The 26,171-nt window shown below is 68.8% G+C and carries 28 protein-coding genes; 21 read left to right on the top strand and 7 right to left on the bottom strand.

Annotation, left to right across the window (positions count from 1 at the left end; translation table 11 throughout):
- Nucleotides 1-4: 4 nt before the first annotated feature.
- The 10 genes from COA17_RS08485 to COA17_RS08440 all read left to right on the top strand — a co-directional run bounded on the left by COA17_RS08485 (nt 5) and on the right by COA17_RS08440 (nt 9,265).
- Nucleotides 5-1,297: a flagellar hook protein FlgE gene (locus COA17_RS08485; protein WP_066486486.1), complete on the top strand. Its 1,293-nt coding sequence runs from the start codon at nt 5-7 to the stop codon at nt 1,295-1,297.
- Nucleotides 1,298-1,324: 27 nt separating this feature from the next.
- A complete protein-coding gene (locus COA17_RS08480) occupies nt 1,325-2,074 on the top strand; it encodes a flagellar basal body rod protein FlgF (RefSeq protein ID WP_096611736.1) in 750 nt (249 codons plus the stop codon).
- 14 nt (nt 2,075-2,088) lie between these two features.
- On the top strand, nt 2,089-2,877 hold the full coding sequence (gene flgG / locus COA17_RS08475) for a flagellar basal-body rod protein FlgG (RefSeq protein ID WP_066486472.1): 789 nt from the start codon (nt 2,089-2,091) through the stop codon (nt 2,875-2,877).
- A gap of 20 nt (nt 2,878-2,897) precedes the next feature.
- Nucleotides 2,898-3,641: a flagellar basal body L-ring protein FlgH gene (locus COA17_RS08470; protein WP_066486511.1), complete on the top strand. Its 744-nt coding sequence runs from the start codon at nt 2,898-2,900 to the stop codon at nt 3,639-3,641.
- On the top strand, nt 3,641-4,735 hold the full coding sequence (locus COA17_RS08465; RefSeq protein ID WP_066486469.1) for a flagellar basal body P-ring protein FlgI: 1,095 nt from the start codon (nt 3,641-3,643) through the stop codon (nt 4,733-4,735). Before COA17_RS08470 ends, COA17_RS08465 begins: the two co-directional genes overlap by 1 nt.
- A complete protein-coding gene (locus COA17_RS08460; protein ID WP_096611734.1) occupies nt 4,735-5,058 on the top strand; it encodes a rod-binding protein in 324 nt (107 codons plus the stop codon). Before COA17_RS08465 ends, COA17_RS08460 begins: the two co-directional genes overlap by 1 nt.
- Nucleotides 5,055-6,395, top strand: a complete 1,341-nt coding sequence (flgK, locus tag COA17_RS08455; RefSeq protein WP_066486464.1) for a flagellar hook-associated protein FlgK — start codon at nt 5,055-5,057, stop codon at nt 6,393-6,395. Before COA17_RS08460 ends, flgK begins: the two co-directional genes overlap by 4 nt.
- Nucleotides 6,396-6,400: 5 nt before the next feature.
- Nucleotides 6,401-7,297, top strand: a complete 897-nt coding sequence (locus COA17_RS08450) for a flagellin N-terminal helical domain-containing protein (RefSeq protein WP_066486454.1) — start codon at nt 6,401-6,403, stop codon at nt 7,295-7,297.
- A 202-nt stretch (nt 7,298-7,499) separates the two neighbouring features.
- The gene (gene motA / locus COA17_RS08445; protein WP_066486453.1) at nt 7,500-8,363 is read left to right on the top strand and encodes a flagellar motor stator protein MotA; all 864 of its coding nucleotides are present in this window, start codon (nt 7,500-7,502) and stop codon (nt 8,361-8,363) included.
- Nucleotides 8,364-8,368: 5 nt separating this feature from the next.
- Nucleotides 8,369-9,265, top strand: coding sequence for a flagellar motor protein MotB (locus tag COA17_RS08440; protein ID WP_066486452.1), 897 nt, complete (start codon nt 8,369-8,371; stop codon nt 9,263-9,265).
- An 18-nt stretch (nt 9,266-9,283) separates the two neighbouring features.
- Here the strand turns inward: COA17_RS08440 and COA17_RS08435 are convergent, their stop codons facing one another.
- Both COA17_RS08435 and COA17_RS08430 read right to left on the bottom strand, forming a co-directional pair.
- Nucleotides 9,284-10,450: an acyltransferase family protein gene (locus COA17_RS08435; protein ID WP_096611732.1), complete on the bottom strand. Its 1,167-nt coding sequence runs from the start codon at nt 10,448-10,450 to the stop codon at nt 9,284-9,286.
- Nucleotides 10,451-10,508: 58 nt separating this feature from the next.
- Nucleotides 10,509-11,033, bottom strand: a complete 525-nt coding sequence (locus tag COA17_RS08430; protein WP_245857578.1) for a DUF1993 domain-containing protein — start codon at nt 11,031-11,033, stop codon at nt 10,509-10,511.
- A 66-nt stretch (nt 11,034-11,099) separates the two neighbouring features.
- On the opposite strand from COA17_RS08430, the gene ispG reads away from it, so the two are divergent.
- From ispG to COA17_RS08415, 3 genes are read left to right on the top strand one after another with little or no spacing between them, the layout of a single operon-like run.
- The gene (gene ispG / locus COA17_RS08425) at nt 11,100-12,233 is read left to right on the top strand and encodes a flavodoxin-dependent (E)-4-hydroxy-3-methylbut-2-enyl-diphosphate synthase (RefSeq protein ID WP_096611730.1); all 1,134 of its coding nucleotides are present in this window, start codon (nt 11,100-11,102) and stop codon (nt 12,231-12,233) included.
- A gap of 36 nt (nt 12,234-12,269) precedes the next feature.
- Nucleotides 12,270-12,500 carry an AbrB/MazE/SpoVT family DNA-binding domain-containing protein gene (locus COA17_RS08420; RefSeq protein WP_096611728.1) on the top strand — a complete coding sequence of 77 codons (231 nt, stop codon included), beginning with the start codon at nt 12,270-12,272 and terminating at the stop codon, nt 12,498-12,500.
- The gene (locus COA17_RS08415) at nt 12,497-12,679 is read left to right on the top strand and encodes a PIN domain-containing protein (protein ID WP_096611727.1); all 183 of its coding nucleotides are present in this window, start codon (nt 12,497-12,499) and stop codon (nt 12,677-12,679) included. The genes COA17_RS08420 and COA17_RS08415 overlap by 4 nt, the downstream gene beginning before the upstream one ends.
- Nucleotides 12,680-12,689: 10 nt before the next feature.
- Here COA17_RS08415 and COA17_RS08410 read toward each other — a convergent pair whose 3' ends face one another.
- Nucleotides 12,690-13,133, bottom strand: coding sequence for a hypothetical protein (locus COA17_RS08410; protein WP_141397060.1), 444 nt, complete (start codon nt 13,131-13,133; stop codon nt 12,690-12,692).
- Between the two features lie 64 nt (nt 13,134-13,197).
- On the opposite strand from COA17_RS08410, the gene COA17_RS08405 reads away from it, so the two are divergent.
- From COA17_RS08405 to COA17_RS08395, 3 genes are read left to right on the top strand one after another with little or no spacing between them, the layout of a single operon-like run.
- Entirely contained in the window at nt 13,198-14,106 is a 909-nt protein-coding gene (locus COA17_RS08405; RefSeq protein ID WP_096611723.1) for a DMT family transporter, read from the top strand.
- The gene (locus tag COA17_RS08400; RefSeq protein ID WP_096611721.1) at nt 14,103-14,618 is read left to right on the top strand and encodes a GNAT family N-acetyltransferase; all 516 of its coding nucleotides are present in this window, start codon (nt 14,103-14,105) and stop codon (nt 14,616-14,618) included. Before COA17_RS08405 ends, COA17_RS08400 begins: the two co-directional genes overlap by 4 nt.
- Nucleotides 14,618-14,938 carry a DMT family transporter gene (locus COA17_RS08395; RefSeq protein WP_070321679.1) on the top strand — a complete coding sequence of 107 codons (321 nt, stop codon included), beginning with the start codon at nt 14,618-14,620 and terminating at the stop codon, nt 14,936-14,938. Before COA17_RS08400 ends, COA17_RS08395 begins: the two co-directional genes overlap by 1 nt.
- 217 nt (nt 14,939-15,155) lie before the next feature.
- On the opposite strand, the gene ppa is transcribed toward COA17_RS08395, so the two are convergent.
- The 3 genes from ppa to COA17_RS08380 all read right to left on the bottom strand — a co-directional run bounded on the left by ppa (nt 15,156) and on the right by COA17_RS08380 (nt 18,423).
- Nucleotides 15,156-15,731: an inorganic diphosphatase gene (gene ppa, locus COA17_RS08390; protein ID WP_066485400.1), complete on the bottom strand. Its 576-nt coding sequence runs from the start codon at nt 15,729-15,731 to the stop codon at nt 15,156-15,158.
- A gap of 41 nt (nt 15,732-15,772) precedes the next feature.
- Entirely contained in the window at nt 15,773-17,701 is a 1,929-nt protein-coding gene (locus COA17_RS08385) for a M61 family metallopeptidase (protein ID WP_096611719.1), read from the bottom strand.
- 71 nt (nt 17,702-17,772) lie between these two features.
- Nucleotides 17,773-18,423, bottom strand: coding sequence for a DUF1345 domain-containing protein (locus COA17_RS08380; protein ID WP_066490582.1), 651 nt, complete (start codon nt 18,421-18,423; stop codon nt 17,773-17,775).
- Nucleotides 18,424-18,474: 51 nt separating this feature from the next.
- Here COA17_RS08380 and hisS point away from each other — a divergent pair, with 51 nt between their 5' ends.
- The 5 genes from hisS to COA17_RS08355 all read left to right on the top strand — a co-directional run bounded on the left by hisS (nt 18,475) and on the right by COA17_RS08355 (nt 24,210).
- Nucleotides 18,475-19,800 (top strand): histidine--tRNA ligase, encoded by a 1,326-nt coding sequence (gene hisS, locus COA17_RS08375; RefSeq protein ID WP_096611717.1) that lies wholly within the window; start codon nt 18,475-18,477, stop codon nt 19,798-19,800.
- Complete coding sequence (gene prfA, locus COA17_RS08370; RefSeq protein ID WP_096611715.1) at nt 19,800-20,876, top strand: peptide chain release factor 1; 1,077 nt, start codon at nt 19,800-19,802, stop codon at nt 20,874-20,876. Before hisS ends, prfA begins: the two co-directional genes overlap by 1 nt.
- 345 nt (nt 20,877-21,221) lie before the next feature.
- The gene (gene prmC, locus COA17_RS08365; protein WP_096611713.1) at nt 21,222-22,055 is read left to right on the top strand and encodes a peptide chain release factor N(5)-glutamine methyltransferase; all 834 of its coding nucleotides are present in this window, start codon (nt 21,222-21,224) and stop codon (nt 22,053-22,055) included.
- A gap of 289 nt (nt 22,056-22,344) precedes the next feature.
- Entirely contained in the window at nt 22,345-23,187 is an 843-nt protein-coding gene (locus COA17_RS08360; RefSeq protein ID WP_096611711.1) for a DUF4167 domain-containing protein, read from the top strand.
- 120 nt (nt 23,188-23,307) lie between these two features.
- A complete protein-coding gene (locus COA17_RS08355; protein ID WP_096611709.1) occupies nt 23,308-24,210 on the top strand; it encodes a hypothetical protein in 903 nt (300 codons plus the stop codon).
- Here the strand turns inward: COA17_RS08355 and COA17_RS08350 are convergent.
- Nucleotides 24,188-25,600, bottom strand: a complete 1,413-nt coding sequence (locus COA17_RS08350; protein WP_245857576.1) for a lipopolysaccharide biosynthesis protein — start codon at nt 25,598-25,600, stop codon at nt 24,188-24,190. The genes COA17_RS08355 and COA17_RS08350 overlap by 23 nt on opposite strands.
- Nucleotides 25,601-26,171: the final 571 nt, after the last annotated feature.

The following is a 26,171-nucleotide window of genomic DNA, read 5'->3' as shown; positions in this document are numbered from 1 at the left end:
CACCATGTCCTTCTTCACCGCGCTTTCCGGCCTGCAGGCGATGCAGACCGACATGGCCACGATCAGCCACAACCTGGCCAACGTATCCACCACCGGCTTCAAGAAGAGCCGTACCATGTTCGCCGACGTGATCGCGTCGAATGTGTCGACCGATCCGCGCAAGATGGTCGGTTCGGGCGTCATGGTGAAGGGCACGGTACAGCAGTTCAAGGACGGCCCGCTCAACGGCACCACCAACGCGCTCGACATGGCGATCGTCGGCGAAGGCTTCTTCGTGGTGAAGTCGACCGGCCTGTCGGACCAGGTCAACTATACCCGTACCGGCAGCTTCTCGGTCGACGACGATCGTAACGTGGTCGATTCGCAGGGCAGCTTCCTGATGGTCTATCCGGTCGACAATGACGGCAACGTCACCTCCACCGGGCAGCAGGGGCTGACCAACCTGCAGATCCAGCAGACCAGCGGCACCCCGCAGGCGACCGCGAACGTCGCCACGTCGGTCCAGCTGACGTCGACCTCGTCGCTGAAGGATGCGACGAAGTTCGACCGTACCGACACCACCACGTACAACAACTCGGTCGCCAGCCGCATCTACGACGCAAACGGCAATCCGATGACGATGACCAACTATTACGTGCGCACCGCGATGGGCGATCCGGCCGCGTCGCCGCCGACGACCGGCACGTGGAAGGTGTTCACCTTCGTCGGCGACGCGCCGATGCGCCGCACCGGCGACACCGGCACCCCGCCGCCGCCGGTCGAGCTGAAGTTCGGCAACACCGGCGCGCTGATCGCGCCGGCGACGGGCACGCTGGCGTTCGATCCGTTCATCCCGGCCTCGGGCGCGGCGCAGCAGCAGATCACGCTGAGCCTGGCCGGTTCGACCCAGCTGTCGAGCGCGTCGTCGGTCAATTCGCGCAGCCAGGACGGCGTCGCGGTCGGCCAGCTGGCGGGCGTGACGGTGGACGATTCGGGCCTCATCAAGGCCAGCTTCTCGAACGGTGACATCGTGCCGCTGGGCAAGGTGGCGATGGCCAAGTTCTCCGCCCCCACCGGGCTGCGCCAGGTCGGCGGCGGTTACTGGCAGGCGACGGGTATCTCGGGCGCGGCCAACCTGGGTTCGGCGGCGACCGACGGCTACGGCAACCTGAAGTCGGGCCAGGTCGAAGGGTCGAACGTCGACATCACCGAGGAACTGGTCAACCTGATCGCGGCGCAGCGCAACTTCCAGGCGAACGCCAAGGCGCTGGATACCGCGACGCAGGTGTCGCAGGCCATCCTCAACATCCGCTCGTAAGCGACAGGCGGGGGCGGGAGCCGGTAGATGGACAAGCTGGTCTATACGGCGGCGACGGGTCTGCGCGCGCACATGTCCGCGCAGGCCGCGATCGCCAACAACATGGCGAACGCCTCCACTACCGGCTTTCGCGCCGATCGCGTCATCTTCGACCGCATCGTCCTGTCCGACGGCACCACCACGCTGTCGGCGCGCCAGCCGACCGGGCAGGAAGTGCGCGACATCGACCGCCGGCAGGGCGCGTTGCAGCAGACCGGGCGCCCGCTGGACGTCGCGGTGACGGACGAGAACAGCTGGATCGCGGTGCAGGCCGCCGACGGCAGCGAGGCCTATACCCGCCGCGGCGACCTTCAGGTGTCGCCCTCGGGTGTGCTGGAAACCGGCGACGGCTTCATCGTGGTGGGCCAGTCCGGTCCGATCACGCTGCCGCCGTACAGCCAGCTGTCGATCGGCCAGGACGGGTCGATCGCGATCGTCGCGCAGGGCGACACCGGCGGGCCGCAGGTGATCGACCGGATCAAGGTGGTCTCGTCGAAGGGGTCGCAGACCGTCAAAGGTCTCGACAATCTGATGCGGGTTCCCAACGGCGGCGCACTGCCCGCCGATCTCGACGCGAAGGTCGCGTCGGGCACGCTCGAGGGATCGAACGTGAACATGACCCAGGCGCTGGTCGACATGATCGAGAACCAGCGCAGCTACGAGGTGCAGGCGAACCTTCTGAAGGAAGCACGCACCATGGACGAATCGAGCGCATCCGTGATGCGCCTGCCGGGCTGAGGAAGGATTAGCTCATGACCACCGCCGCCATGCACATCGCACGTACCGGGATCGACGCCCAGGACATGCGGATGCGGGTCATCTCGAACAACCTGGCGAACGTGAATACCACCGCGTTCAAGCGCGATCGCGCGTCGTTCGAAACGCTGTCCTACCAGGTCGTCACCGCTGCGGGCGCGCCGTCCAGCTCGGAAACCAAGTATGCCACCGGCCTGAACCTGGGCACCGGCGTGCGCGTGCAGGGCACCGCGCGGATGGAAACGCAGGGGTCGATGAACCAGACCGGCAACAGCCTGGACGTCGCGCTGGACGGCGACGGCTATTTCCAGGTGCAGATGCCCGGCGGGACGCTGGGCTATACCCGCGCCGGCAATTTCAGCCGCTCGCCCGAAGGGATGCTGATCACCAGCCAAGGGTATCAGGTGATGCCCGGCGTCACCATTCCGGCCAACGCCAGCGAGATCACCGTCGGCATGGACGGCACCGTGTCCGCCACCGTCCCGGGCCAGTCGGGGTCGCAGAACCTGGGGCAAATCCAGGTCGCCAGCTTCCCCAATTCGGCCGGGCTGAAATCGAACGGCGACAACATCCTCCTCGAAACCGATGCCAGCGGCGCGGCCAATCTGGGCGTCGGCGGGCAGGACGGGCGTGGCCGCGTGCGGCAGGGCCAGCTGGAGGCGAGCAACGTCAACGTCGTGGAGGAGCTGGTCGACATGATCGAGACCCAGCGCGCGTACGAGGTCAATTCGAAGATGATCTCGGCCACCGACGAGATGCTCAAATACGCCAACCAGAACATCTGATCGCGACAGGAATGCAGATCATGGCCACCCGCCCCATCCCCCTTCGCCCGCTGGCGCGCGATGCGCGCTGGATCGAACTGGCGCTGGGCGCGACCGCGCTGGCGCTGGTCGCGGCGGCGTTCGCGCCGGCGCCCGCCGATGCCAGCCTGTTCGGCCGCAAGAAGCCGAAGGAGGATTTCACCGCGATCCGTGCGCCGCTGGCGCCGCCGGTGACGCCGCCGCCGCCCGCCAATGGCGCGATCTTCCAGGCATCGGCCGGCTATGGCGCGCTGCACGAAGGGTGGCGTGCGCGCCGCGTCGGCGATCCGCTGACGATCGTGCTGGTCGAACGCACCGCGGCGTCCAAGACGTCGTCGTCGAAACTCGATTCGAAGGGCGGCTTCGGCCTGACCCCGCCGACCACCGGCGCGCTCAGCCTGTTCGGCGCGAGCGATGCCAGCGTCAGCGGCAACCGCGGCTTCAACGGCACGGGTGCGGCCGACCAGTCCAATTCGCTGACCGGCGAGATTTCGGTGACCGTCGCGGAAGTCTATCCCAACGGCACGATGCTGGTGCAGGGGCAGAAGCGCGTGACGCTGAACCGCGGCGACGAATTCGTGCAGATCAAGGGGATCGTGCGCACCGCCGACGTCGATCGCGACAACCGCGTGGAATCGACCCGCGTCGCCGATGCGCAGATCGCCTATACCGGCAAGGGCGATGTCGCCCGCTCCAGCCGTCAGGGCTGGCTGTCCCGCTTCTTCCAGGTCGTGAGCCCGTTCTGATGATCCGTGCCATCCTCCTCGCGCTGGCCGCGCTGCTGGTCGCGACCCCTGCGACCGCCGACCGGATCAAGGATCTGGGCGGGTTCCAGGGCATCCGTTCGAACCAGCTGACCGGCTATGGCGTGGTCGTCGGGCTGCCGGGCACCGGCGACGACAATCTCGAATATACCGTCCAGTCGGTGAAGGCGGTCGCCTCGCGCTTCGGGTTGCAGCTGCCGCCCAACGCCAATCCGGGAATGAAGAACGCCGCGGTGGTGATGATCACCGCCGAACTGCCGCCCTTCGCCAAGCCGGGCCAGCGGATCGACATCACCGTCGCGTCGATGGGCAAGGCCAAGTCGCTGCGCGGCGGCAGCCTGGTGCTGACCCCGCTGCTGGGCGCCGACGGGCAGACCTATGCGATGGCGCAGGGCAATCTGGCGGTCGGCGGGCTGGGCGCGGAGGGCGCGGACGGATCGAAGATCGTCGTCAACGTCCCCTCCACCGGTCGCATTCCCGAAGGGGCCACCGTCGAGCGCGCGGTCGCGACCGGGTTCGAGGATACGCCGTTCCTAACCTACAATCTGGCGCGCGCGGACTTCACCACCGCGCAGAACGTCGCCGCCGCGATCAACCGCCGCTTCGGGCTGGGCACCGCGCAGGCGACCGACGCGGTGTCGGTGGCGGTGCGCGCGCCGGTCGGCGCCGACGTGCGCGCGACGCTGATGAGCCAGATCGAGAATCTGGCGGTGGAGACCGCCGAGCCGTCCGCCAAGGTGATCGTCAACGCGCGCACCGGCACGGTCGTCATCAACTCGGCCGTGCGGCTGGGCGCGGCGGCGGTGACGCACGGCAAGCTGACGGTGCGCATCGACGAGAATCAGCGCGTCAGCCAGCCCGCGCCGTTCAGCGGCGGGCAGACCGCGCTCGAGAATCGCTCGAACGTGTCGGTCGAGGAGGAGAAGAAGCCGATGTTCCTGCTGTCGCCCGGCCCGAAGCTGGCCGATGTGGTGAAGGCGGTGAACGCGATCGGCGCCAGCCCCGCCGATCTGGTGGCGATCCTGGAGGCGCTGAAGGAAGCCGGCGCGCTCAAGGCCGAACTGGTGGTGCTGTGATGACGACGATGCCGACCATTTCCGGTGCGACCGGGATCGATTCGGGGCTGGGCCGCACCGAGACGCGCGACAACCTGGCCAAGGCCGGGCAGCAGTTCGAGGCGGTGTTCACCGGCATGATGCTGAAGTCGATGCGCCAGGCCAAATTGTCCGACCCGCTGTTCGACAGCAAGGCGCTCGACACCTTCCGCGACATGCAGGACCAGGCGACGGTGCGCCACATGGCCGAGCACACGCCGGTCGGCATCGGCAAGGCGATGACCGATTTTCTCGCGAAATCTCAACCGAATCTTAATGTCGGTCATGGCACGCAGTTAGAATGAGTGACTTGCTCGCCATCGGCGCTTCGGGCGTCCGCGCGTATCAGACCGCGCTGACGACGACGTCGGAGAACATCGCGAACGCCGGGACTGCGGGCTATGTGCGCCGCACGACGGTGATGCGCGAGGTCGCGTCGGCGGGCAGCTACGGCAGCGGAACCCTCAACGGCAGCGGCGTCATCGTCGACGGCGTCGGCCGGTCCAGCAATCCCTATACCGAGGCGGCGGTGCGCAACGCCGGTGCCGATCTGGCCCGCACGCAGGCCAGTTCGGTGTGGCTCCAGCGGATCGAGACCGCGCTGGGCGGCGGCGCGCTGACGACGCAGATGACCGCCTTCTTCGGCGCGGCGACCGCGCTGCAGGGCGAACCGACCAGCACCGCGCTGCGCGCCGGGATGCTGAGCGCGTCGGCGTCGGTCGCCGATTCGTTCGGCGTGACCGCGCGCTCGCTCGACGAATCGATGACCGAGCTCGATTCGCGCGCGGTCCAGAACGTCGGCGAGCTCAACCGGCTCAACCAGGCGGTGCTGAAGGTCAACCAGGGTCTGATGACCGTCGTGCCCGGCACGTCCGCTGCGGCGGCATTGCAGGACCAGCGTGACCAGCTGCTGGAACAGATGAGCGGGCTGACCGACATCGACGCGCAGTTCGATTCCTTCGGCCGCGCCACGGTGCGTGCCGGCGGCAACAGCGGACCGGTGCTGGTCGACGTGCGCGAGGCGACCAACGTCGGCTATGCGCGCAGCAACGGCAACGTCGCGTTGCAGGTGACCCGTGCCGACGGATCGTCGCAGCTGATGAGTCCCGAAGGCGGCGCGCTGGCCGGCGTGGCGGAGGGCGCGCAGCGCATCTTCTCGACCCGCCAGGAACTGGGCGCGATCGCCGACAAGTTCACCAGCACCGTCAACACCCTGCAGCGCAGTGGACAGGATCTGAACGGCGCGACCGGCACCGACCTGTTCACCGTCGCCGCGGGCGATCCGACGAAATTCACCGTCGCGCTGAGCGATGGCGCGAAGATCGCCGCCGCCAAGACCGGCGGGCAGCGCGACGCCAGCAACCTCGCGACGCTCGCGGGGCTGCGCGTCAGCGACGATTACGAAGGCCGCGTGCAGAAACTGGTGACCCAGAATGCCGCCACGCTGAAGCAGCGCAACCTGGTGTCGGACGCGCAGACCGCGATCCATGACGGCGCGCTGACCGCCCGGTCGGAGCTGTCGGGGGTCAATTTCGATGCGGAGGCGATCGATCTGGTCCGCTTCCAGCAGGCATATCAGGCGTCCAGCCGCGTGGTGCAGGTCGCCCGCGAAACGTTCCAGTCGATCCTCGAGATCAGGTAAGCGCGATGCAGATTTCCAGCAGCCTGTTGTTCGAACGCTCCGCCGGCAAGATGAGCGATCTGATGAAGACCGCCACGCGGCTTCAGACGCAGATCGCCACCGGCAAGAAGATCACCAACCCGTCCGAAAACGTGGCGGTGGCGCAGCAGATCGCCGAACTGGCGCGCAAGGACGCCGATGCCGAGGTCTATGGCAAGAACCTGGACCTGTCGGCCGCGCTGCTCCAGCAGGCCGATTCGACGCTGGGGTCGATCAGCGTGCAGATGCAGCAGGCGACCGAACTGGTGAACAAGGCCGCCAACGGCGCGCTCAGCGGCAGCGACCGCAAGGTGATCGGCGACCAGCTGTCCTCGATCGTCGATGCGCTGATCGGGCTGGGCAATACCAAGGACCTGCGCGGTCAGCCGCTGTTCGGCAGCCTGGCGGGCACCGATGCGGTGATCCGCAACGCGAACGGCACCTTCACCTACAACACCGCCAACAAGCTGTCGGAAATCCCGATCGGCGACGGCGTGTCGGTCCAGCCGACCGAGACCGCCGCGCGCATCTTCACCTCCGGCTCCGGCGACACGTTGCAGGCGCTGTCGACGCTGGCCGCCGCGTTGCAGACCGGTACGGCGAGCGAGACCGTCGCCAATGCCGCGATGGCGCCGCTGAAGGAGGCCAGCGAACAGGTATCGGTGGTGCAGGCGTCGGTCGGCGCGCGCGCGGCGCGGGTCGATCTGCAACAGGGGCTGCTCGACAGTTCCAATCTGGACCGCGCGGACCTGCGGTCCTCGCTGGAGGATGTCGACGTCACCAAGGCCTATACCGAGCTGTCGAAGACGCTGACGATCCTCAACGCGACGCAGCAGAGCTTCTCGAAACTGTCGCAGCTGTCGCTGTTCACCTATCTGCGCTGATCGCGCGGCCGCGCGCGCGGCGGCGTCGCCGTGCGCCGGCGGCGGTTTCGTCGCGGGGGCGTGCCGCCGGCGGCGCGATCGGGGACGGCAGGAGCGGGGAGGGGGTCGGTACGAATTTCGCGCGCGCGGTAACCACTTCGCTACCCCTGCCGGGTTAACCACGCTGCGGTAACCGTCACGTCCTTCTTACGGGGAAACGCGCATGTTTGCGGCCATCGGCCTCGTCGTCCTTCTCGGCATGGTGTTCGGCGGGTTCGCCATCACCGGCGGCAATCTCGGCCCCGTCTTCCACGCTATCCCGCACGAAATGCTCATCATCGGCGGCGCCGCGGCCGGCGCGCTGATCATCGGCAATTCGATGGGCGAGCTGAAGGCGATGGGCGGCGGCCTGGCCAAGGTGTTCAAGGGGCCGAAGTACAAGAAGCAGGACTATCTCGACGTCATCTTCCTGGTCAGCAAGCTGATGAAGATGCTGCGCATGGAAGGGCCGATCGCGCTGGAGCCGCATGTCGAGGATCCCAAGTCCTCGGCGGTGTTCGCCGAATATCCCAAGCTGCTGAAGGACCATACCCTGGTCAACCTGATCGCCGACACGCTGCGGCTGGTCGTGGTCTCGTCCGGCACGCTCGACGTCCATGCGGTGGAGGAGGTGATGGACAATGCCATCAAGACCCACCACCACGAGGTCGAGGGGCCGGAACACACGTTGCAGAGCCTGGCCGACGCGCTGCCCGCGCTGGGCATCGTCGCCGCGGTGCTGGGCATCGTGAAGACCATGGGCTCGATCGACAAGCCGCCGGCGGTGCTGGGCGGGATGATCGGTTCGGCGCTGGTCGGCACGTTCATGGGCGTGTTGCTGGCCTATGGTATCGTCAATCCGTTCGCGGGCCGGCTGAAGCAGGTGATCGCGGCCGATGCGGCGATCTATCACGTCGTCAAGCAGATCATCATCGCCTCGCTCCACGGCCATCCGCAGCCGCTGGTGATCGAGGCGGCGCGCTCGGGCATCGACCACAAGAACCAGCCCGGCTTCGCCGAGGTGTTCGACGGGCTGCGCGGTAAGTAAGCGCGATGGCCAAGGCTCCGCACGGCAACAACCAGCCGCCCAAGGTCGTCATCGTCAAGAAGATCAACGTGATCGCCGCGGGGCACCACGGCGGCGCGTGGAAGGTCGCCTATGCCGATTTCGTGACCGCGATGATGGCGTTCTTCCTGCTGCTGTGGCTGCTGGGCGCGACGACCGAGAAGCAGCGCAAGGGCATCGCCGATTATTTCGCGCCGACGCTGATCGACAAGAAGGTGGTCGGGCTGGGCGGCAGCGGCGTGTTCGGCGGCGAATCGATCACCTCGAAGGAGAAGATCGGCGCCAAGGCGGGCACCGCGGAGATCCGCGCCATCGCGCTCGTCACCGAACGCGCGCCGGGCGAGGTCCGCGGCTTCGGTACCAAGGGGTCGCTGCGCAGCGCGGCGGCGCAGGAGGACCAGCGCAATTTCGCGCGGCTCAAGCAGGAGGTGATGCGCCGCATGGCGCAGAGCCGCGACATGGCCAATCTGGCCAAGCATATCCGCTTCACGATGACCCCCGACGGGATGCGCATCGACCTGATCGACGACGCCGATTATTCGATGTTCGCGCTGGGCACGACGACGCTCGATTCGAAGGCGAGCGAGCTGATCGGGCTGGTCGCCAAGGGCATCGGCGAGACCGAGAACCCGATCATGATCCGCGGCTATACCGACAGCCTGCCGTTCGGCGATCCGCGCGCCATGAACAACTGGATGCTGTCGTCGGGCCGTGCCGAATCGACGCGGCGGCGGCTGGCGCTGGGCGGTATCCCCGAATCGCGCTTCAACCGGATCGAGGGCGTGGCCGATCGCGAGCCGATGATCGCCGACAATCCGCAGGATCCGCGCAACCGCCGCGTCGCGATCACCCTGCTCTACCGCCCCGGCACGTTCGGGCAGTAACGTTTCGGCCAGTAACGTTCACGCGATCGCCGGGCGTGGATCGACGCCGCTCCGGCGCGAAGCGTGGCGGCGCAGCCCGATCAGCGGGCGCAACGGCCCGATCGCGCGGCCGATCAGGTAGAAGGCCCAGCACCCCGCCACCGTCGCGGCGACCAGCACGATCGCGTCCAGCCACACCGGCCAGCCGGTGGCGCGCAGCCAGAAGGCGACCACCACGATCACCGACTGGTGGACGATGTAGAAGGGGAACACCGCCTCGGTCAGCATCGGGCGCCAGCGATGGTCGCGGTTCCAGTGTCCGTCGGCATAGCCGATCAGCGCGGCGACCGCCGCCCATCCTTCCACCGCGCGCGCGACGGAGAAGGCCGTGCCCCATGGCGCGGGCATGGTGTTGCCCGGCCAGCGGATCTCGATCGCCGCGACCAGAAGATAGGCCAGGATCGCGATCCCCGCCGATTCGCGCCACCGCCGCACGAACCCGGCCAGCGTCGCGGGCGCACACGCCAGCGCAAAACCGAACAGGAAGGCGGGGAAATAGGTCGCGTGCGCCACCCAGTCGTCCGTCAGCGCATGCGTTTCGCGCCCGCCGGGGAACAGGACGAAATTGACCAGCACCATCCACCCGATCGGCAGCAGCAGCAGCGCCGGGCCGCGCATGATCCAGGCAAAGCCGCGCTGCGCCGCCCGCCGCCCGCGCGCCGGCACGATCGCGACCAGCGCGGCCAGCACCAGCGTATAGACCCACAGATAGCCGACGAACCACAGATGGTTCCACGTCGGCAGCACCAGCGGGCCCAGCGCGCCGAAGCGGAAATAGTCGTGCAGCCAGAAATGCCAGAAGCCGTGGGCGTAGCCGTAGCGGCTGGTCAGTTCGACCCACGGCTGCACCGGCACGATCACCGCCACCCCGAACGCCAGCGGCACCAGCAGCCGCAGGCTGCGCTGGCGCGCGAACCGCCACGGCACCTTGTTGCGCAGGAACAGCGCGCGACTGGCATAGCCCGATACGACGAACAGCAGCGCCAGCCGCCACGGGTTCGACGCCATCATCGGCACCGCCACCCACCAGGCGCCCGGCAGCTTCACGTGGAAGTCCCATGGCACGAACACCATGCCCACGTGGTAGAGGATCAGGATCGCGAACGCCCCGATGCGAAGCCAGTCGAGGCCGTAGTGCCGCTGCATCGCGCGCGCCCCTAACAGCTTCGGCGGCGCGACGCTAACCCCTTGGCGCGCCTTCCTATCAACGCCCGAGGCGCAGCCGGCCGAGGAAATCGGTCTTGCCCAGCGGCAATCCCTTCATCCGCAGGATCGCATAGGCGGTGGTGGCGTGGAAATAGAAGTTGGGCTGCGAGAAGGACAGCAGGAACGTCGTGCCGGTGAACGGCAGCCGCATCTCGCCCATCACGAAATCGACCGGCGCGGCGGCCAGCGCGTCCATTTCGGCGGCGTCCAGCGCGGTCAGCGCGCCGGTCGCCTCCGCCAGCAGCGCGTGCAGGCCCGCGAAATCGGTCGGCCACGGCGCGCGGCTGGGGGTGAAATGCCCGTCGCGCACGCCCGCGATCGCGGCGAGCGAATGTTCGCGGCACGCCTTCACCTGATAGCCCAGCGGCGCCATGTCGGGCGCCAGCCGCGCGTCGATCAGCTCGGACGGCGCCAGCCCGTGTTCGGCGGCATATGCCTCCGCCTTGGTCAGCAGGCCGTCGACCGCGCCCAGCGTCTGCAGCATCGACGGGACCAGTGCCTCGTACAGCGACAGCGTCATCATCCCTCTCCCCATTTCCGTTTTGCTGCGCGGATCGCTATATCGCCCGCGAACCGATAGGAAGCCTTCATGTCCGTCCGTCCCTGGCGCGATATCCAGCGCCGCGCGAGCCGCCAGATCATGGTCGGCAACGTCCCCGTCGGCGGCGACGCGCCCGTCACCGTCCAGACGATGACGAATACCCTGACCGAGGATGCCGCCGCGACGATCGACCAGATCCGCCGCTGCGAGGAGGCGGGCGTCGACATCATCCGCGTCAGCTGCCCCGATGTCGAAAGCACCGCGGCGCTGGGCCAGATCGTGCGCGCGGCGAAGGTGCCGATCGTCGCCGACATCCATTTCCACTACAAGCGCGCGCTGGAGGCGGCGGACGCGGGCGCGGCGTGCCTGCGCATCAACCCGGGCAACATCGGCTCGTCGGAGCGCGTGGCGGAGGTGGTGCGCGCGGCCAAGGCCAATGGCTGCGCGATCCGCATCGGCGTCAACGGCGGGTCGCTGGAACGGCACCTGCTGGAAAAATATGGCGAGCCGTGCCCGGACGCACTGGTCGAAAGCGCGCTCGATCATATCAAGCTGCTGCAGGACCATGATTTCCACGAATACAAGGTCGCGGTGAAGGCGTCCGACCATTTCCTGGCGGTCGCCGCGTACCAGCAGCTGGCGGCAGCGGTCGACTGCCCGCTGCACCTGGGCATCACCGAGGCGGGCGGCTTCGTCGGCGGAACGGTGAAGAGCGCGATCGGCATCGGATCGCTGCTGTGGTTCGGGATCGGCGACACGATCCGCGTCAGCCTGTCGGCCGAGCCGGAGGACGAGGTGCGCGTCGGGTTCGAGATCCTGAAGGCGCTGGGCATCCGCAACCGCGGCGTGCGCGTCGTCAGCTGCCCGAGCTGCGCGCGCCAGGGCTTCGACGTGATCCGCACCGTGCAGGCGCTGGAGGAACGGCTCCAGCACATCCGCACCCCGATGAGCCTGTCGGTGCTCGGCTGCGTCGTCAACGGCCCGGGCGAGGCGCGCGAGACCGACATCGGCATCACCGGCGGCGGCAACGGCAAGCACATGGTCTATCTGTCGGGCGTCACCGACCATCACGTCCAGGACGCCGACATGATCGAGCATATCGTCAGGCTGGTCGAGGCCAAGGCCGCCGAGATCGAGGCGGCGGACGCGGCCAAGGCCGCGCCGGTACTGGCCGCCGAGTAGGACCTGTCGCATATGTCGCGTCCTGGAGGGCGTGACATGACCTATCATGCGAAGGTGATCGCCGGCGGCAAGATCGTCATCCCCGCCGCGCTGCGCCGCGAACTGGGGATCAGGGACGGCGATTCGGTGGTGCTGGAACGCGATGGCGAGCATCTTGTCCTGCACCGCGACGATCCCGCCGCCGCGCTCTCACGGCTGCGCGATGCGATGAAGGGATATAGCGTCGACCGGTTCCTGCGCGAACGGCGGCAGGACTGGGGGGAGTGACGCTGGTCGTCGATTCGTCGGTCGTGCTTGCGTTCCTGCTGGGCGAGCCGGGTGGCGAGCGATTGTCGCAGGAAACCGGGCCGCTGCTGTTGTCGACGGTGAACCTCACCGAGGTGCTGACCGCCGATCACGCCTGGGCGGCGCTGGACGTCGGGCTGGAGATCCGCCTGATCCGCTGAGCGGCGCGCCTCAGAAATAGATGTCGACGTAATCGGTCAGGCCGTCGCACGCCTCCATCTGCTGCAACCGCCAGTAGCGGCGCGTGCCGGTGATGCGGAAGGTGAAGGTGCCGTCGCGGACGCACTGGCGGCCGACGTCGGGGGTGTCGGTGATGACGATCCGCCCGCGGAAGGTGAACTCGCGCGCCGCGATGCGCAGCACGTCGCCGTCGATCGTCAGCACCCCCGGCTGCCCGGCGGCGCGCTGTTCCCCGTCGATATGCACCAGCGCGCCCGGCTGCCGGACGTGCAGCAAGCCGCGGTGCGTACCGTCCCAGTCGATCCACTGCAGCGACACGCCCTCGTTGCCGCGCAGCCGCGCCAGCGCCGCGCGGTCGATCACCTCGGTTCGGCCCGCGGCGTCGGGCGGGGTCGCCGCCGCGGCCAGCAGCAGCATGATGAGCGGACGGAGCATCGCGGGCGCCTTTTCCTTGCCGGTTCCTGTCGTCGCGGCCTAGCCGACGTGATACCGCCGCGCCATGACCCGCCGTTCTTCCCGCCATCTGTCGCCTGCGTTCGCCTTCGCGGTGGCGGCGGCGGGGATCGGGCTGTTTTCGGTGATGGACGCCTTCATGAAATCGCTGACGCTGGCGATCGGCGTCTATAACGCGCTGCTGTGGCGGATGGGCGCCGGGTCGCTGTTCGGCGCGGTGGCATGGGGCGCGGGCGGTGGGGGCTGGCCGACTGCGCGGGCGCTCCGGCTGCATGTCGCGCGCGGCGCGCTGACGACCGCGATGGCGCTGCTGTTCTTCTGGGGGCTGGCGCGGGTGCCGATGGCGCAGGCGATCTCGCTCGCCTATATCGCGCCGCTGCTGGCGCTGGTGCTGGGCGCGGCGTTGCTGAAGGAACGGGTCGGGCGGCGCGTGATCGTCGCCTCGCTGGCGGCGCTGGCCGGGGTCGGCGTGATCCTGGCGGGCCAGTCGCGCGGCGCCGCGGCGCCGGATGCGCTGGCGGGGGCGATTGCGATCCTGGCCTCGGCAGTGCTCTACGCCTTCAACCTGATCGTCGCGCGGTTGCAGAGCCAGGTCGCCCGCCCGGGGGAGATCGCGTTCGTCCAGTCGGCGATCGTCACGCTGATCCTGCTGCTCGCCGCGCCGTGGCTGGCGCACCTGCCCGCCGCCGGCGAATGGCCGAAGATCCTGGTCGCTGCGGCGCTGGCCACCGCATCGCTGTTCCTGCTCGCCTGGGCCTATGCGCATGGCGAGACGGGGTATCTGGCGACGACCGAATATACGTCGTTCGTCTATGCCGCGGGACTTGGCTGGCTGGTGTTCGGGGAACGGGTGGCGACCGCCACGCTGCTGGGCGCGGCGATCATCGTCGGCGCCTGCCTGTACGGCGCGCGGCGCAGCGACATCGCCGCCGAAACAATGGAGCCGATGACATGACCGCGCCCGCAGATCCGCCCGCGATCCGCCCCGCCACCCCCGCCGACGTGCCGGCGATCCTCGATTTCGTCCGCGCGCTGGCTGCGTTCGAGCGGGAGCCGGATGCGGTGCAGGCGACCGTGCCGATGCTGCACGCCGCGCTGTTCGGCCCGACCCCGGCGGCCGAGGCGGTGATCGCCGAGCGCGACGGCGCGCCGATCGGCTTCGCGATCTTCTACACCACCTTTTCCACCTGGACCGGGCGGCGCGGCATGTGGCTGGACGACCTGTACGTCACCCCTGCCGCGCGCGGATCGGGGGCGGGGGCCGCGCTGCTCGCGCATCTCGCGCGGATCGCGGTGGCGCGCGACTATGCGCGGTTCGAATGGTGGGTGCTCGACTGGAACCTGCCCGCGATCGAATTCTATCGCGCGAAGGGCGCGGTGGCGCAGGACGAATGGACGGTGCAGCGCGTCGACGGCGCGGCGCTGCACGCGCTGGCGGGCGCCGGCACGGGGCAGGGACGCGAGTGATGGCATGGGTGTGGCTGGTGGCGGGCGGGCTGTTCGAAGTGGGGTTCACCACCTGCCTGCGCAACGCCGACGGGTTCCGCCATATCGGCTGGACCGCCGGCTTCCTGGCGTCGGTGCTGTTGTCGATGCTGCTGCTGGAATGGGCGGCGCGGTCGATCCCGATGGGCACCGCCTATGCCGTGTGGACCGGGATCGGCGCGCTGGGCACCGTGCTGGTCGGGATCATCTTCTACGGAGAGGCGGCGACGCCGGTGCGGCTGCTGCTGATCGTCGGCGCGGTGGCGTGCATCGCGGGGCTGAAACTGACCGCGGGGCATTGAGGGCGGGGCGATCGCGGCACCCGTCTTCCACCCGTCACCCCGGACGTGTTCCGGGGGCCACCGTTCCGCACGATGAAACCCTTGTGGCGCGCGCGGCACGGTGGATGCCGGAACAGGCCCGGCATGACGGAGAGGATGTAGCGGCGACGCAGATCCAAAGGAAAAGGGCGGCGCGACCGGTGTCGCGCCGCCCCCGATCCGGTGATCCGGGTTTCGCTCAGCGTCCCGGCACGTCGTGTTCGTGCGGTTCCTTGCCCTCGGCCTTGGCGGCTTCGTAACGGTCGATCGCTTCCAGCGTGATGCGGCGCGCTTCCTCGCGGCCGCCCCAGGTGCCGATGCGCACCCACTTCTTCTTCTCCAGGTCCTTGTAGTGGGTGAAGAAATGCTCGATCTGCTGGAACACGATTTCCGGCAGGTCGTCCTTCTCGCCGACATTGGCGTAATAGGGGAAGGTCGAATCGACCGGCACGCAGACCAGCTTCTCGTCGCCGCCGGCCTCGTCCTCCAGGTTCAGCACCGCGATCGGGCGCGCGCGCACGACGCAGCCGGGGATGAACGGCGATCGCGCGACGACCAGCGCGTCGAGCGGGTCGCCGTCGGGCGACAGCGTGTGCGGCACGAAGCCGTAGTTCGCCGGATAGCGCATCGGCGTGTGCAGGATCCGGTCGACGAACAGCGCGCCGGATGCTTTGTCGAATTCATACTTCACCGGCTCGCCGCCGGTCGGAACCTCGATCACCACGTTCAGGTCGTCCGGCGGGCTCTTGCCCACGGGAATCAGATCGATACGCATTCTCTTCCCCTATAGAGGCGTCTTGTCGGGCCGCTCGCTGTTCAGCGAGCCGCCAGAAGCCGGTCGAGTCCGCTGTCCCCGGTGCCGGTCTTCTCGAGCCGCGGGTAGCGCAAGCCCCCGTGATAGTCGAGCGCGACCGAACGATAGGAATCACCACGCTTTACGGTCAGCTGGATCGGCTCCTTCGTGCCCTTCGCGGCGGTGATCGCGGCCTTCAGCCGGTCCGCCGACCAAGCATCGCCGTCGATCGCGACGATCTGGTCCGCCACCGTCATCCCCGCGGCGAACGCCGGGCTGTCCCATGTCACCGACGTCAGCTCGCCCGTCGCATTGGCGATCAGCCCGCCCGACCAGGTCAGGTTGGTGTTCTTCGCGGCGGCCTCCGCCGCCTTCGACGACGGCGTCGGCGTGTCGGTATAGACCAGCCGGTAGCCGTTGCGGGTGAAGCCGTCGAGCGGCGCGCCCTTGGCATGTTCGGTCAGCCGCTGCTTCAGGAACACCGCCCAGTCCCACGGCACGATCGCGTTCAGCGTCGCGGCGACATCGTCGAACGTATAGGTCAGCTCGCCCCAGTCGCCGTCGCGCACCCCGAAGAAGGCGCGCGCGAAATCGTCGATCGACTTCGTCCCGCCCGATTTCTCGCGCAGCAGCGAATCGACGTCCAGCCACACCAGCAGCCCTTCGTTGTAATAATCCTCGCTGCGCTGCCAGCTGGTCCACCCCTTCGGCCGGCGGGCGGAGATGACCGGATCGTTGGTGGTATCGATCAGGTCGCGCCACGCGCGCGCGGGCTGGCTGTCATAGGTGGCCGCGATCGCCGCCAGCTGGTCCAGCGTGTCCTGTTTCGAGACGAGGCCGGAGCGCGCCTGGAGCACATAGCCCCAGAATTGCGTCTGCCCTTCGTACACCCACAGCAGCGAATCGCGCATCGGGGTGCGGAAATCAGGGGTCCACAGGTCCGCGCCGCGGCGGAACTTGCCGTCCCAGCTGTGCGTGAATTCGTGCGGCAGCAGGTTGCGGCGGCCGGGCCCGTCGTTCCACTTGGTGAAATAGCCGGGCGTCACGCCATTCTCGCTCGACCGGTGGTGCTCAAGCCCGATCCCGCCCAGCCGGTCGGTGATCGACAGCAGGAATTCGTAGCGGTCGTAATGCTGCGCGCCGAACGTCTTGACCGCCTGTTCCACCAGCCGGCGGTGCGCGGCGATCTGTTCGGGGGTGGCGGCCAGTTCGTCGGGGGTGTCGGCGAAGACGTTCAGGTTGACCCGGTCGGTCAGCGGCCAGACCTTCCCGTACTTGCCCGCCAGGATCGGCGAATCGACCAGGATCTCGTAATTGGTGGTGTCGTAGGTGGAGGTCGCGCCCGCCACCTTCGCGGGGATCGCGCCCGCCGCGGTCCATCCCTGCGGCCAGGTGACCGTCATCTGGATCGGGATCTGGCGGGTGAAGTACCCCGCCGGATACAGGCTGACCGAATTGGGCTGAAGCGAAATCATCGTCGGCGTCACCGCGATGCGCCCCTGGTCGCTCTTCGTCGCGGACAGGAACTGGAAATTCGCCTCGATCGCCTTCGCGCCCGCCGGCACGTCGATGTGGAAGGCGAAGACGTCGACCGGGTCGCGCGTCCAGTCCAGCCGCTTGCCGTTCGCGGTGACGACCAGCCCGGCCAGCTTCTCGATCTCGCCGCGCGGCGAATGCGCACCGGGCAGCCATTTGGGGAACAGCAGCACCATATGCCCGGCCTCAGGCACCGGGATCGTCTCCTTCACGCGCAGGATGCCGCGCTGCGTGTCGGTGGCGTCCACCGCCAGCCGGATCGTGCCGGGGAAGGGGGTGTCGCGCGGCGCGGGGATCGTATCGACGAACGGCACCGGCTGCGGCGCGGAATTGCCCGCGGGCACCTGCGCGGCGAGCGGGTGGGCGAGCGCGGCGGTGGACAGCAGCGCGGCGGCGGCGGCGAGCGATCGGATCATGCGGTGGGGCGTCCCGTCAGGTTATGGCGTATCGCACAGGCGTAACGGCCCCTCCGCCCGCCTGTCCACACCTATCCGCCGCCCAGCACGTTGATGCTGAACGCGATCACGCCCAGGTTAAACACGAACGCCGCCAGGCACTGGCCGGTCACGATCCGCCGCACCCGCCCGTCGGTGATCTCCACGTCGGACGTCTGGAACGTCATCCCGAGCGTATAGCTGAAATACAGGAAGTCCCAGTAATCGGGCGTGTCGGTGCCCGGAAAGTCGATGCCGCGCGCATCCTTCCCGTCCGGCGCCGACATGTAGAACAGGTGCGCGTAATGCAGCGCATAGACCAGGTTCGAGAACAGCCACGCCAGCGCCAGCGTGACGATCACGAACGCGATCGCACCGCCGGTGTTGCGCCCCTTCAGCTCGTCATGCACCGCCGCCAGGATCACCAGCGATACCGCGCCGGTAATCGCCAGCAACAGCGCGCGATTGGCGTCGTTGGCGCGCGTGGCGCGGCGCATCCGCACCGGATCGTCATGCCGGAACAGCGGGATCATCGAGGCGAGGAATATCGCCGCGGCGATGTCGAACCCGCCCATCACCGCGCGCCCCGTGCCCACCTCGCCCTGCAGCAGCGGCGTCGCCACCGCGAACACGATCACGAACAGGATGAAGCGCGGCGGTGCCACGCGCTGTCCCAGACCCCACCAGCGGCGCACGTCGTTCATGCAATCCCGCTAGCGATTCCCGCACGGCAGCACTAGATACCCGGCCCCTATATGGCCCGTATTCCCACCCCCGGCCGCGTGCGCGGCACCCAGGACATCTTTCGCGAGGAGCAGCGCCGGTTCGCGCGCGTGCTGGACGCGTTCGACCGCGTCCGCCGGCTCTACGGTTTCGAACGCGTCGAGGTGCCGGTGTTCGAGGATACCGCGGTCTTCGCGCGCTCGATCGGCGAGACCACCGACGTCGTGTCGAAGGAGATGTACACCTTCCCCGACAAGGGCGGCGATTCGCTGACGCTGCGCCCGGAATTCACCGCCGGGATCGCACGCGCCTATATCACCAACGGCTGGCAGCAATATGCGCCGGTCAAGCTGGTGACGAGCGGCGCGGTGTTCCGCTACGAACGCCCGCAGAAGGGCCGCTATCGCCAGTTCCACCAGATCGACGCCGAAGTCCTGGGCGCGCCCGAACCGGCGGCGGATGTCGAGCTGCTGACGCTCGCCGACCAGCTGCTCCACGAACTGGGCATCGCCGACGGGGTGACGCTCCAGCTCAACACGCTCGGCGATGCCGCGACGCGCGATGCGTGGCGCGACGCGCTGGTCGCGCATTTTGCCGCGCACCGCGGCGAGCTGTCGGAGGACAGCCTGGCGCGGCTCGACAAGAACCCGCTGCGCATCCTCGATTCGAAGGACCCGCGCGACCGCTCGATCGCCGATGCCGCGCCCGGCATCGACGCGTTCATGAGCGCGGAGGCCGGCGCCTTCTTCGAGGCGGTGCAGAAGGGGCTGGACGCATCGGGCGTGCGCTGGACGCGCAACGAACGGCTGGTGCGCGGGCTGGATTACTATCGCCACACCGCGTTCGAATTCGTCACCGACCGGCTGGGCGCGCAGGGCACCGTGCTGGCCGGCGGGCGCTACGACGGGCTGGTCGAGAGCCTCGGCGGCCCGGCGACCGCGGGCGTGGGCTGGGCCGCGGGGATCGAGCGGCTGGCGATGCTGATCGAGGAGCCGGCGGCGGAGCGGCCGGATGTTTCTGTAATTCCAGAGGCGCCATCCGCTGAACAGATGGCGACCCGTATCGCCGCGAACCTGCGCCGCTCGGGGTTCATCGTGGATTTGGGCTTCCGAGGCAAAGCCAAAAAACGATTCGAGGAGGCTGCTAAAGTCAAATCGGGCGGTCGCGTTATCGTCGCCACGGAACAATTTTCGGGGGAGAACGCGGCGGGTATCTCGGTTCGAGCGAACCAAGACCATGAGCTTGGCGATACTCACGTCGAAGCCATCCTTAGCGCGCTCGCTAAGGGTTTCACGATAGAACGTTCGTGGGAGAACCCGAGGGCGGGTCAGATTGATGCGGTGGTTCGGCCACTCTGATGACGTCGATTTCTCCCGACCGCATCCGCCAGATCGAGGCGCGGCGCGACGAACTGGCAGCGCAGATGGCGACCGGCAATCTCGACGGCGACCGCTTCGTCGCGGTGTCGAAGGAATATGCCGAGCTGGAACCCGTCGCGCAGGCGGCGGGCGAGGTGCGGCGGCTGCGGCAGGAGGCCGACAGCCTCGCCTTCATGACCGGCGATGCCGATGCCGAGCTGCGCGCGCTGGCCGAGGAGGAACTGCGCGACAACAAGGCCGCGTTGGAGGCTGCCGACCGCCGCCTCGCGCTCGCGCTCTTGCCGCGTGACGCGGCCGACCAGCGCTCGGCGATGCTGGAGGTGCGCGCCGGCACCGGCGGGGACGAGGCGGCGCTGTTCGCCGGCGACCTGTTCCGCATGTACCAGCGTTATGCCGAGCGGCAGGGCTGGCGGGTCGAGCTGATCTCCGCGTCGGACAGCGACGCGGGCGGCTACAAGGAAGTCGTCGCCAGCGTCACCGGCACCGGCGTGTTCGCGAAGCTGAAGTTCGAAAGCGGCGTCCACCGTGTCCAGCGCGTGCCCGTCACCGAAAGCGGCGGGCGCATTCACACCTCCGCCGCGACCGTCGCGGTCCTGCCCGAGGCGGAGGAGGTCGACGTCCAGATCGACGAGGCGAAGGACCTGCGCATCGACGTCTATCGCTCGTCCGGCCCCGGCGGCCAGTCGGTCAACACCACCGACAGCGCGGTGCGCATCACCCATTTGCCCACCGGGCTGGTCGTGATCCAGCAGGACGAAAAGTCGCAGCACAAGAACAAGGCCAAGGCGCTCAAGGTGCTGCGCACCCGCCTGTACGAGGCGGAGCGCGAGCGGCTGGCGGCGGAACGATCGGGCACGCGGCGCGCGATGGTCGGATCGGGCGACCGCTCCGAACGAATCCGCACCTACAACTTTCCGCAGGGGCGCGTGACCGATCATCGCATCAACCTGACGCTGCACCGCCTGCCGGAAATCCTGCAGGGGGAGATGGACGAACTGCTCGGCGCGCTGATCGCGCAGGACGAAGCCGAACGGCTGGCGACGCTGGACGCGTAGGCCGGCCCGTCGCGCGCCGCGACGGGACTCGGCCAGGCGCGGCCGGCGGGGCGCAGCACCCGTCCGACGACGCGGCTTCGCCGCGGCGCCACCAGCGCTACACCCATGCTGCACGCCCGCCACCGCTCCGCGCGCCCCAGACGTCACCCGCCGCGCCAACCGACCGGACGGCCCCAACCTTTCGCAGCGGCGACGTTCTTGCGGCGAACGCCCCTGCCGGCTGTCCTACGCCCCCCCGACCCGCTACGCCCCAACCACCACCAAGGAACCGACACCCCCGATGCCCCCCGCCCCCAACCCCGCGATCGTCTCAACATTCGCAACATTCGCGGGCGCGCCGCGGCGATGACCGACGCGCGCACCGCGCTGCGCGAGGCGGCCGCGCGCTTCGGCTTTTCCGCGACGCCGCGGCTCGATGCCGAACTGCTGCTGGCGCATGCCATGGGGATCACCCGCGAGCGGTTGCTGCTGACGCTCGGCGACCATCCGGTGCCGCCCGCTTTCGCCGCGCTGGTGGAGCGGCGCGCCGCGCACGAGCCGGTCGCCTATATCACCGGCACGCGCGCCTTCTGGACGATCGACCTGGCGGTCGGCCCGGGCGCGCTGGTGCCGCGTGCTGACAGCGAGACGCTGATCGAGGCGGCGGTCGATCATTTCGCGGGCACCGCCGGCCCCGCACGGATCCTCGATCTGGGCACGGGACCGGGGACGCTGCTGCTCGCCGCGCTGGCGCAGTGGCCGGGGGCGAGCGGGCTGGGGGTGGACGCCTCCGCCGCCGCGCTGGGTCAGGCGCGCGGCAATGCGCAGGCGCTGGGGATGGGCGCGCGCGCCGCCTTCCGGCTCGGCGACTGGGGCGCGGGGCTGGCGGAGCGGTTCGACCTCATCCTCGCCAACCCGCCCTATATCGCGACCGATGCCGATCTGCCGGCCGAGGTGCGCGGCTACGAACCAGCGCAGGCGCTGTTCGCCGGGGCTGACGGGCTGGACGACTATCGACGCATTGCGCCGCAGTTGCGCGCGCTGCTGGCGCCGGGCGGGGTCGCCTGTATCGAGATCGGCTGGGACCAGGGCGCGGCGGTGCCCGCGCTGCTGGCGGCCGAAGGGTTGTCGGCCACGGTTCGCCGCGATCTGGGCGGGCGCGACCGCTGCGTGATCGCGATGGCCGGATCGGGCGGTTGAAGCAGCGCGTGCGCATCCCAATATTTTCCTTTGAGAACGCCTGCCGAGCCGCTAGAGACACGGGCGGGGCACGCGCACTCACGATACGGTTGTACGAGGCGTCTTGTCCTCCCTTCGTCATTAGCCGCTGCAGTCCGGCGGCCATGGCAGGCCCGCATCGACCATGGTCGATGTGCGGCGGGACATTGCTGCAACCAGCGCCCTGCGTCGGACCGATCGTCGGCTGACCGGGGCGTGCAAGGGCCGGTTTTGATTTCGGGGCTTTGGTTTTCGGGACGAGGACAGTGATTTGATCAATAACCGTCAGAACGGTCGCCGTCGCGGCCGTGGTGGTGGCCAGCGCCAGGGCGGCGGCGGCCAGGGACAGCGTGACAGCGGCAATCGGATCGACAGTCGCGCGCGCGGCAATGCGGCGCAGCTGCTCGAAAAATACAAGAACATGGCGCGCGACGCGCAAATGTCCGGCGATCGCGTCAACACCGAATATTATCTGCAGTTCGCGGACCATTATTTCCGCGTCCTCGCCGACCAGCGCGGCCGCACCGACGACCAGCCGCAGCGCCGCACCCGCGACGATTTCGACCAGTTCGACGATATCGACGACTTCGGTGACGAAGGCGAGCCGATCCGCGGCGAGGAACAGGCGCGCGCCAGCGAGGCCGATGCGCCGCAGCGCGAGCGTGGCGACCGCGGCCGCGATCGCCAGCGCGACGGGAACCGCGAGTTCGCCGGGCGTGAGGGCGGGCGAGAGGATCGTCCGGATCGTCAGGATCGTCGCCCCGCGCGAGAGGATCGCCAGGATCGCCGCAACGGTCACGCCGCCCCGGTAGAGGGCGGGCGCAACGGCCATGCCGGTGCTGAGGACGATCGCGCGCCGCTGACCGCCGCAACGGCGGAAGCCGCTCCGGCCGACGAAGGCGCCGCGCCGCGTCGCCGCACGCGCAAGCCGCGCGAGGCCGCCGCGCCGGTCGAGGCGGCCGGCTTCGACGCCGATCGCCTGCCGCCGTCGCTGGGCATTTCCGCCGCCGCGGAACCGGCGCCCGCCGCCGACGCCGGCGATGTCGCGGAAGAGGCACCCAAGCCGCGCCGCCGCCGCGTCCGCACGGCGGCTGCCGAGGCTGCGGCCGAATAGGCGCGCCCTTCGCTTCGCTGCGATGACGGTCCGGCCCCGCCCGCCCTTCGTGGCCGGCGGGGCCGCTTCGTGTCCGGCGGTCGAGACGAAGCGTTAAGCCGCGCCGCGTAGGAAGGCCCGATGCCCACGCTTGCCGAGCATATCAACTGGCACCTCAAGCTGCCGCAGCACGGCTGGATCGTGCGCGGCGTGCGCGATACGCCGCCGCTCACGGCCCGCGACGACGGCGTCATCCTGCTCTCGATGGTCGGCACCGCCTCGGTGCTGCCCTATCTGGTGGCGGTGAAGACCTTCGCACTGGCGCTGGGGCGCGGGCGGGTGGTGATCGTCGACGACGGCACGCTGACGCCCCGTGACCGCGACCTGCTGGCCTGGCATCTCGCCGATCCGCGCATCATCGCGATCGACGCGGTCGATACCGGCCCATGCCCGCGCGGCGGCACATGGGAACGGCTGCTGACGATCCTCGACCTGCGGCGCGACGCTTATGTCATCCAGCTCGATTCGGACACGCTGACGCTGGGCGCGGTGCCGGAGGTGGCGGCGGCGATCGATGCCGGGCGCTGCTTCACGCTGCGCGGCGAGGAATCGGCGCAATTGCTGGCCGCGGACGATTTCGTCGCGCGGCTGGCGCCCGAGAACAGCCGTCACGTCCAGCGCGCGATCGAACAGGCGATCGACCGCACCGGCATCGCCCGCTACGTCCGCGGCTGTTCGGGGTTCGCCGGCTTCGCCCCTTCGAGCGAAGGGCGCGCCGTTGCGGAGAGCTTCAGCCGCGCCGCCGAGGGGATCGTCGGCGCCGCGCGCTGGCGCGAATGGGGAACGGAGCAGGTGACCTCGAACGTCGTCGTCGCCAACAGCGCCGATCCGCTGCTGCTCCCGTATGACCGCTATCGCAATTTCTGGAACGATGGCGTGCCGGCGGGGGTGGGGGTGATGCATTTCGTCGGCACCTGCCGCTTCGACGGGCGCACCTATCTGGACGAGACGCGCGCCGCGATCAGGCGGCTGGCCGCGGCCTGACCAACGACAGCAGCGCCGCGATCGAGGTGCGTGCGAACACCAGCAGCCACCCGGCATAGACCGCGCCCCCGGTGGCGACCAGCAGGCCGATACGCGTCGGCGCGGCCAGCGGCGGCAGCGCGCGGTCGACCAGCAGGACCACCGCCGCCATCGCGAGCGATGCGCTCACCGCCGGCGCCGCCGCGCGGACCAACTCGCCCGCGCTCACCCCGATCACCGGCAGCGCGCGCCGCGCGCCGATCGCCAGCAGCAGCGCAAAGGTCGCGATCCACGACGCGGCCAGCGCCATGATCCCCCATTGCACGCTGACGATCACCGCCAGCGGCGCGATCACCGCCGCGGTGGCGCCATTGGCGGTGGCGATGCCCGGCCGACCCAGCGCGTCGCATACCGGGCCGAGCAGGACGTAGAGCGTATAGGCCGGCATCGACAGCGCCAGCAGCGCGACGATCGGCGCGGCATCGTGCCAGTGCGGGCCGAGCGCGGTCAGCACGACCGGCTCCGCCGCGCTCGCCAGTCCCATGTAGAACGGCATCGCCACCACCATCACCGCGCGCACCAGCGTCAGGAACGCCCGCCCGACCGCGCCGGGCGTGCCCTGCAACCGCGCATAGGCGGCGAACGCCACTTCGTTGAGCGGCGGCACCACCTTCGACACGACGATCTGCACCAGGAACAGTGCGGTGGCGTACAGCCCCAGCGTGCGCGCATCGACGATCCGCCCCGCGATCGCGACATCGGCCTGGCTCCACACGAAGGCGAAGAACTGCCCCGCGGCGACCAGCCCGCCGTACCGCGCGAACGCCCCCGCACCGCGAAACGCGAACGACGGTCGCGGCACGCTCCCCGCCGCGATCGTCAGCCCGATCGCGCGCGCGCCGAACAGCGCGATCGGCGCCGCCACCAGCGCCCATACCCCCCAGCCCAGCAGCGCGCCGGTCAGCGCGGTGCCCGCCCCTGCCAGCGCCGCCAGGATGTTGACCCGCGCCTGGCGGGCGAATTCCAGCGTCCGCGCCAGCTGGCCCTGCGCCAGCGCGATCAATGGATTGGCGAGGTAAAGGAGCGCCTGCACCCGCAGGATCTCGGCAACGCGCGGCTCGCGATAATAAGCCGCGACCAGCGGCGCGGCGGCGACCTGGATCGCGGCCAGCGCCAGATTCGCGGCGATCAGCATCCCGAAGACGCGCGCGACATCCTCGCGGCGCAGTTCCGGCGCGCGGACCAGCGCATTGGCCAGCCCCATGCCGTTCAGCATCGCCGCCAGCATCAGCACGACCTGCGTCATCGCGAACAGACCATAGTCCGCGGGGGTCAGGATACGGATCACCAGGAAGGTCGCGCCCCATTGCACGATCTGCGCGATCACCTGGCTGCCCGAACGCCACAACACCGCCCGCCGAATCCGCGTGGAAAGCGATTCCGGGGCCCGATTCCCGGCATCGGGGGCGTGATTCGTCGGCGCGACCATGGCTGCCGTTACCCCGGATCACCTCACCGGGGCGTTAAAAAGCACGGAATTCTGCGGGTTTGCGGCGGCCGTGAAAGAAAATTGCAAAAAGTATTTGACGATGTTGGAACCCGGGCATAGAAGCCACTCCACCGACGCGGTGCTGCTCTTTCAGCCGCTCGCATCGGTCGCCACATCAGACGGACACCAAGTCCCCCGATAGAGATAGCGGGGTACGAAGGTTGTCCGGTTTTGACGTCGGTCGGCTCTTTGACATTGTGATTGAGATGAAGGGACATGTGGACGGTGGTTCTGCGGGTCTAGCGCATACAAGGTGCGTTGGGGTCGTTAGAAGTTGGCCGTTTCATGTGTCTTTCACGTATCCATTTATGTGAAGTGCAGGAACGGCTCCTTGAAGTGAGCGGTTTGGTTCTGGTTATTCCGCCGGGGCTGAATCGAGCATCAAACTTGAGAGTTTGATCCTGGCTCAGAACGAACGCTGGCGGCATGCCTA

It is taken from the genome of Sphingomonas ginsenosidimutans (genome assembly GCF_002374835.1).
Lineage (GTDB): Bacteria > Pseudomonadota > Alphaproteobacteria > Sphingomonadales > Sphingomonadaceae > Sphingomonas > Sphingomonas ginsenosidimutans.
Note: the sequence above shows the minus strand (reverse complement) of the source record. Positions and strands in the feature narration are given on the sequence as shown.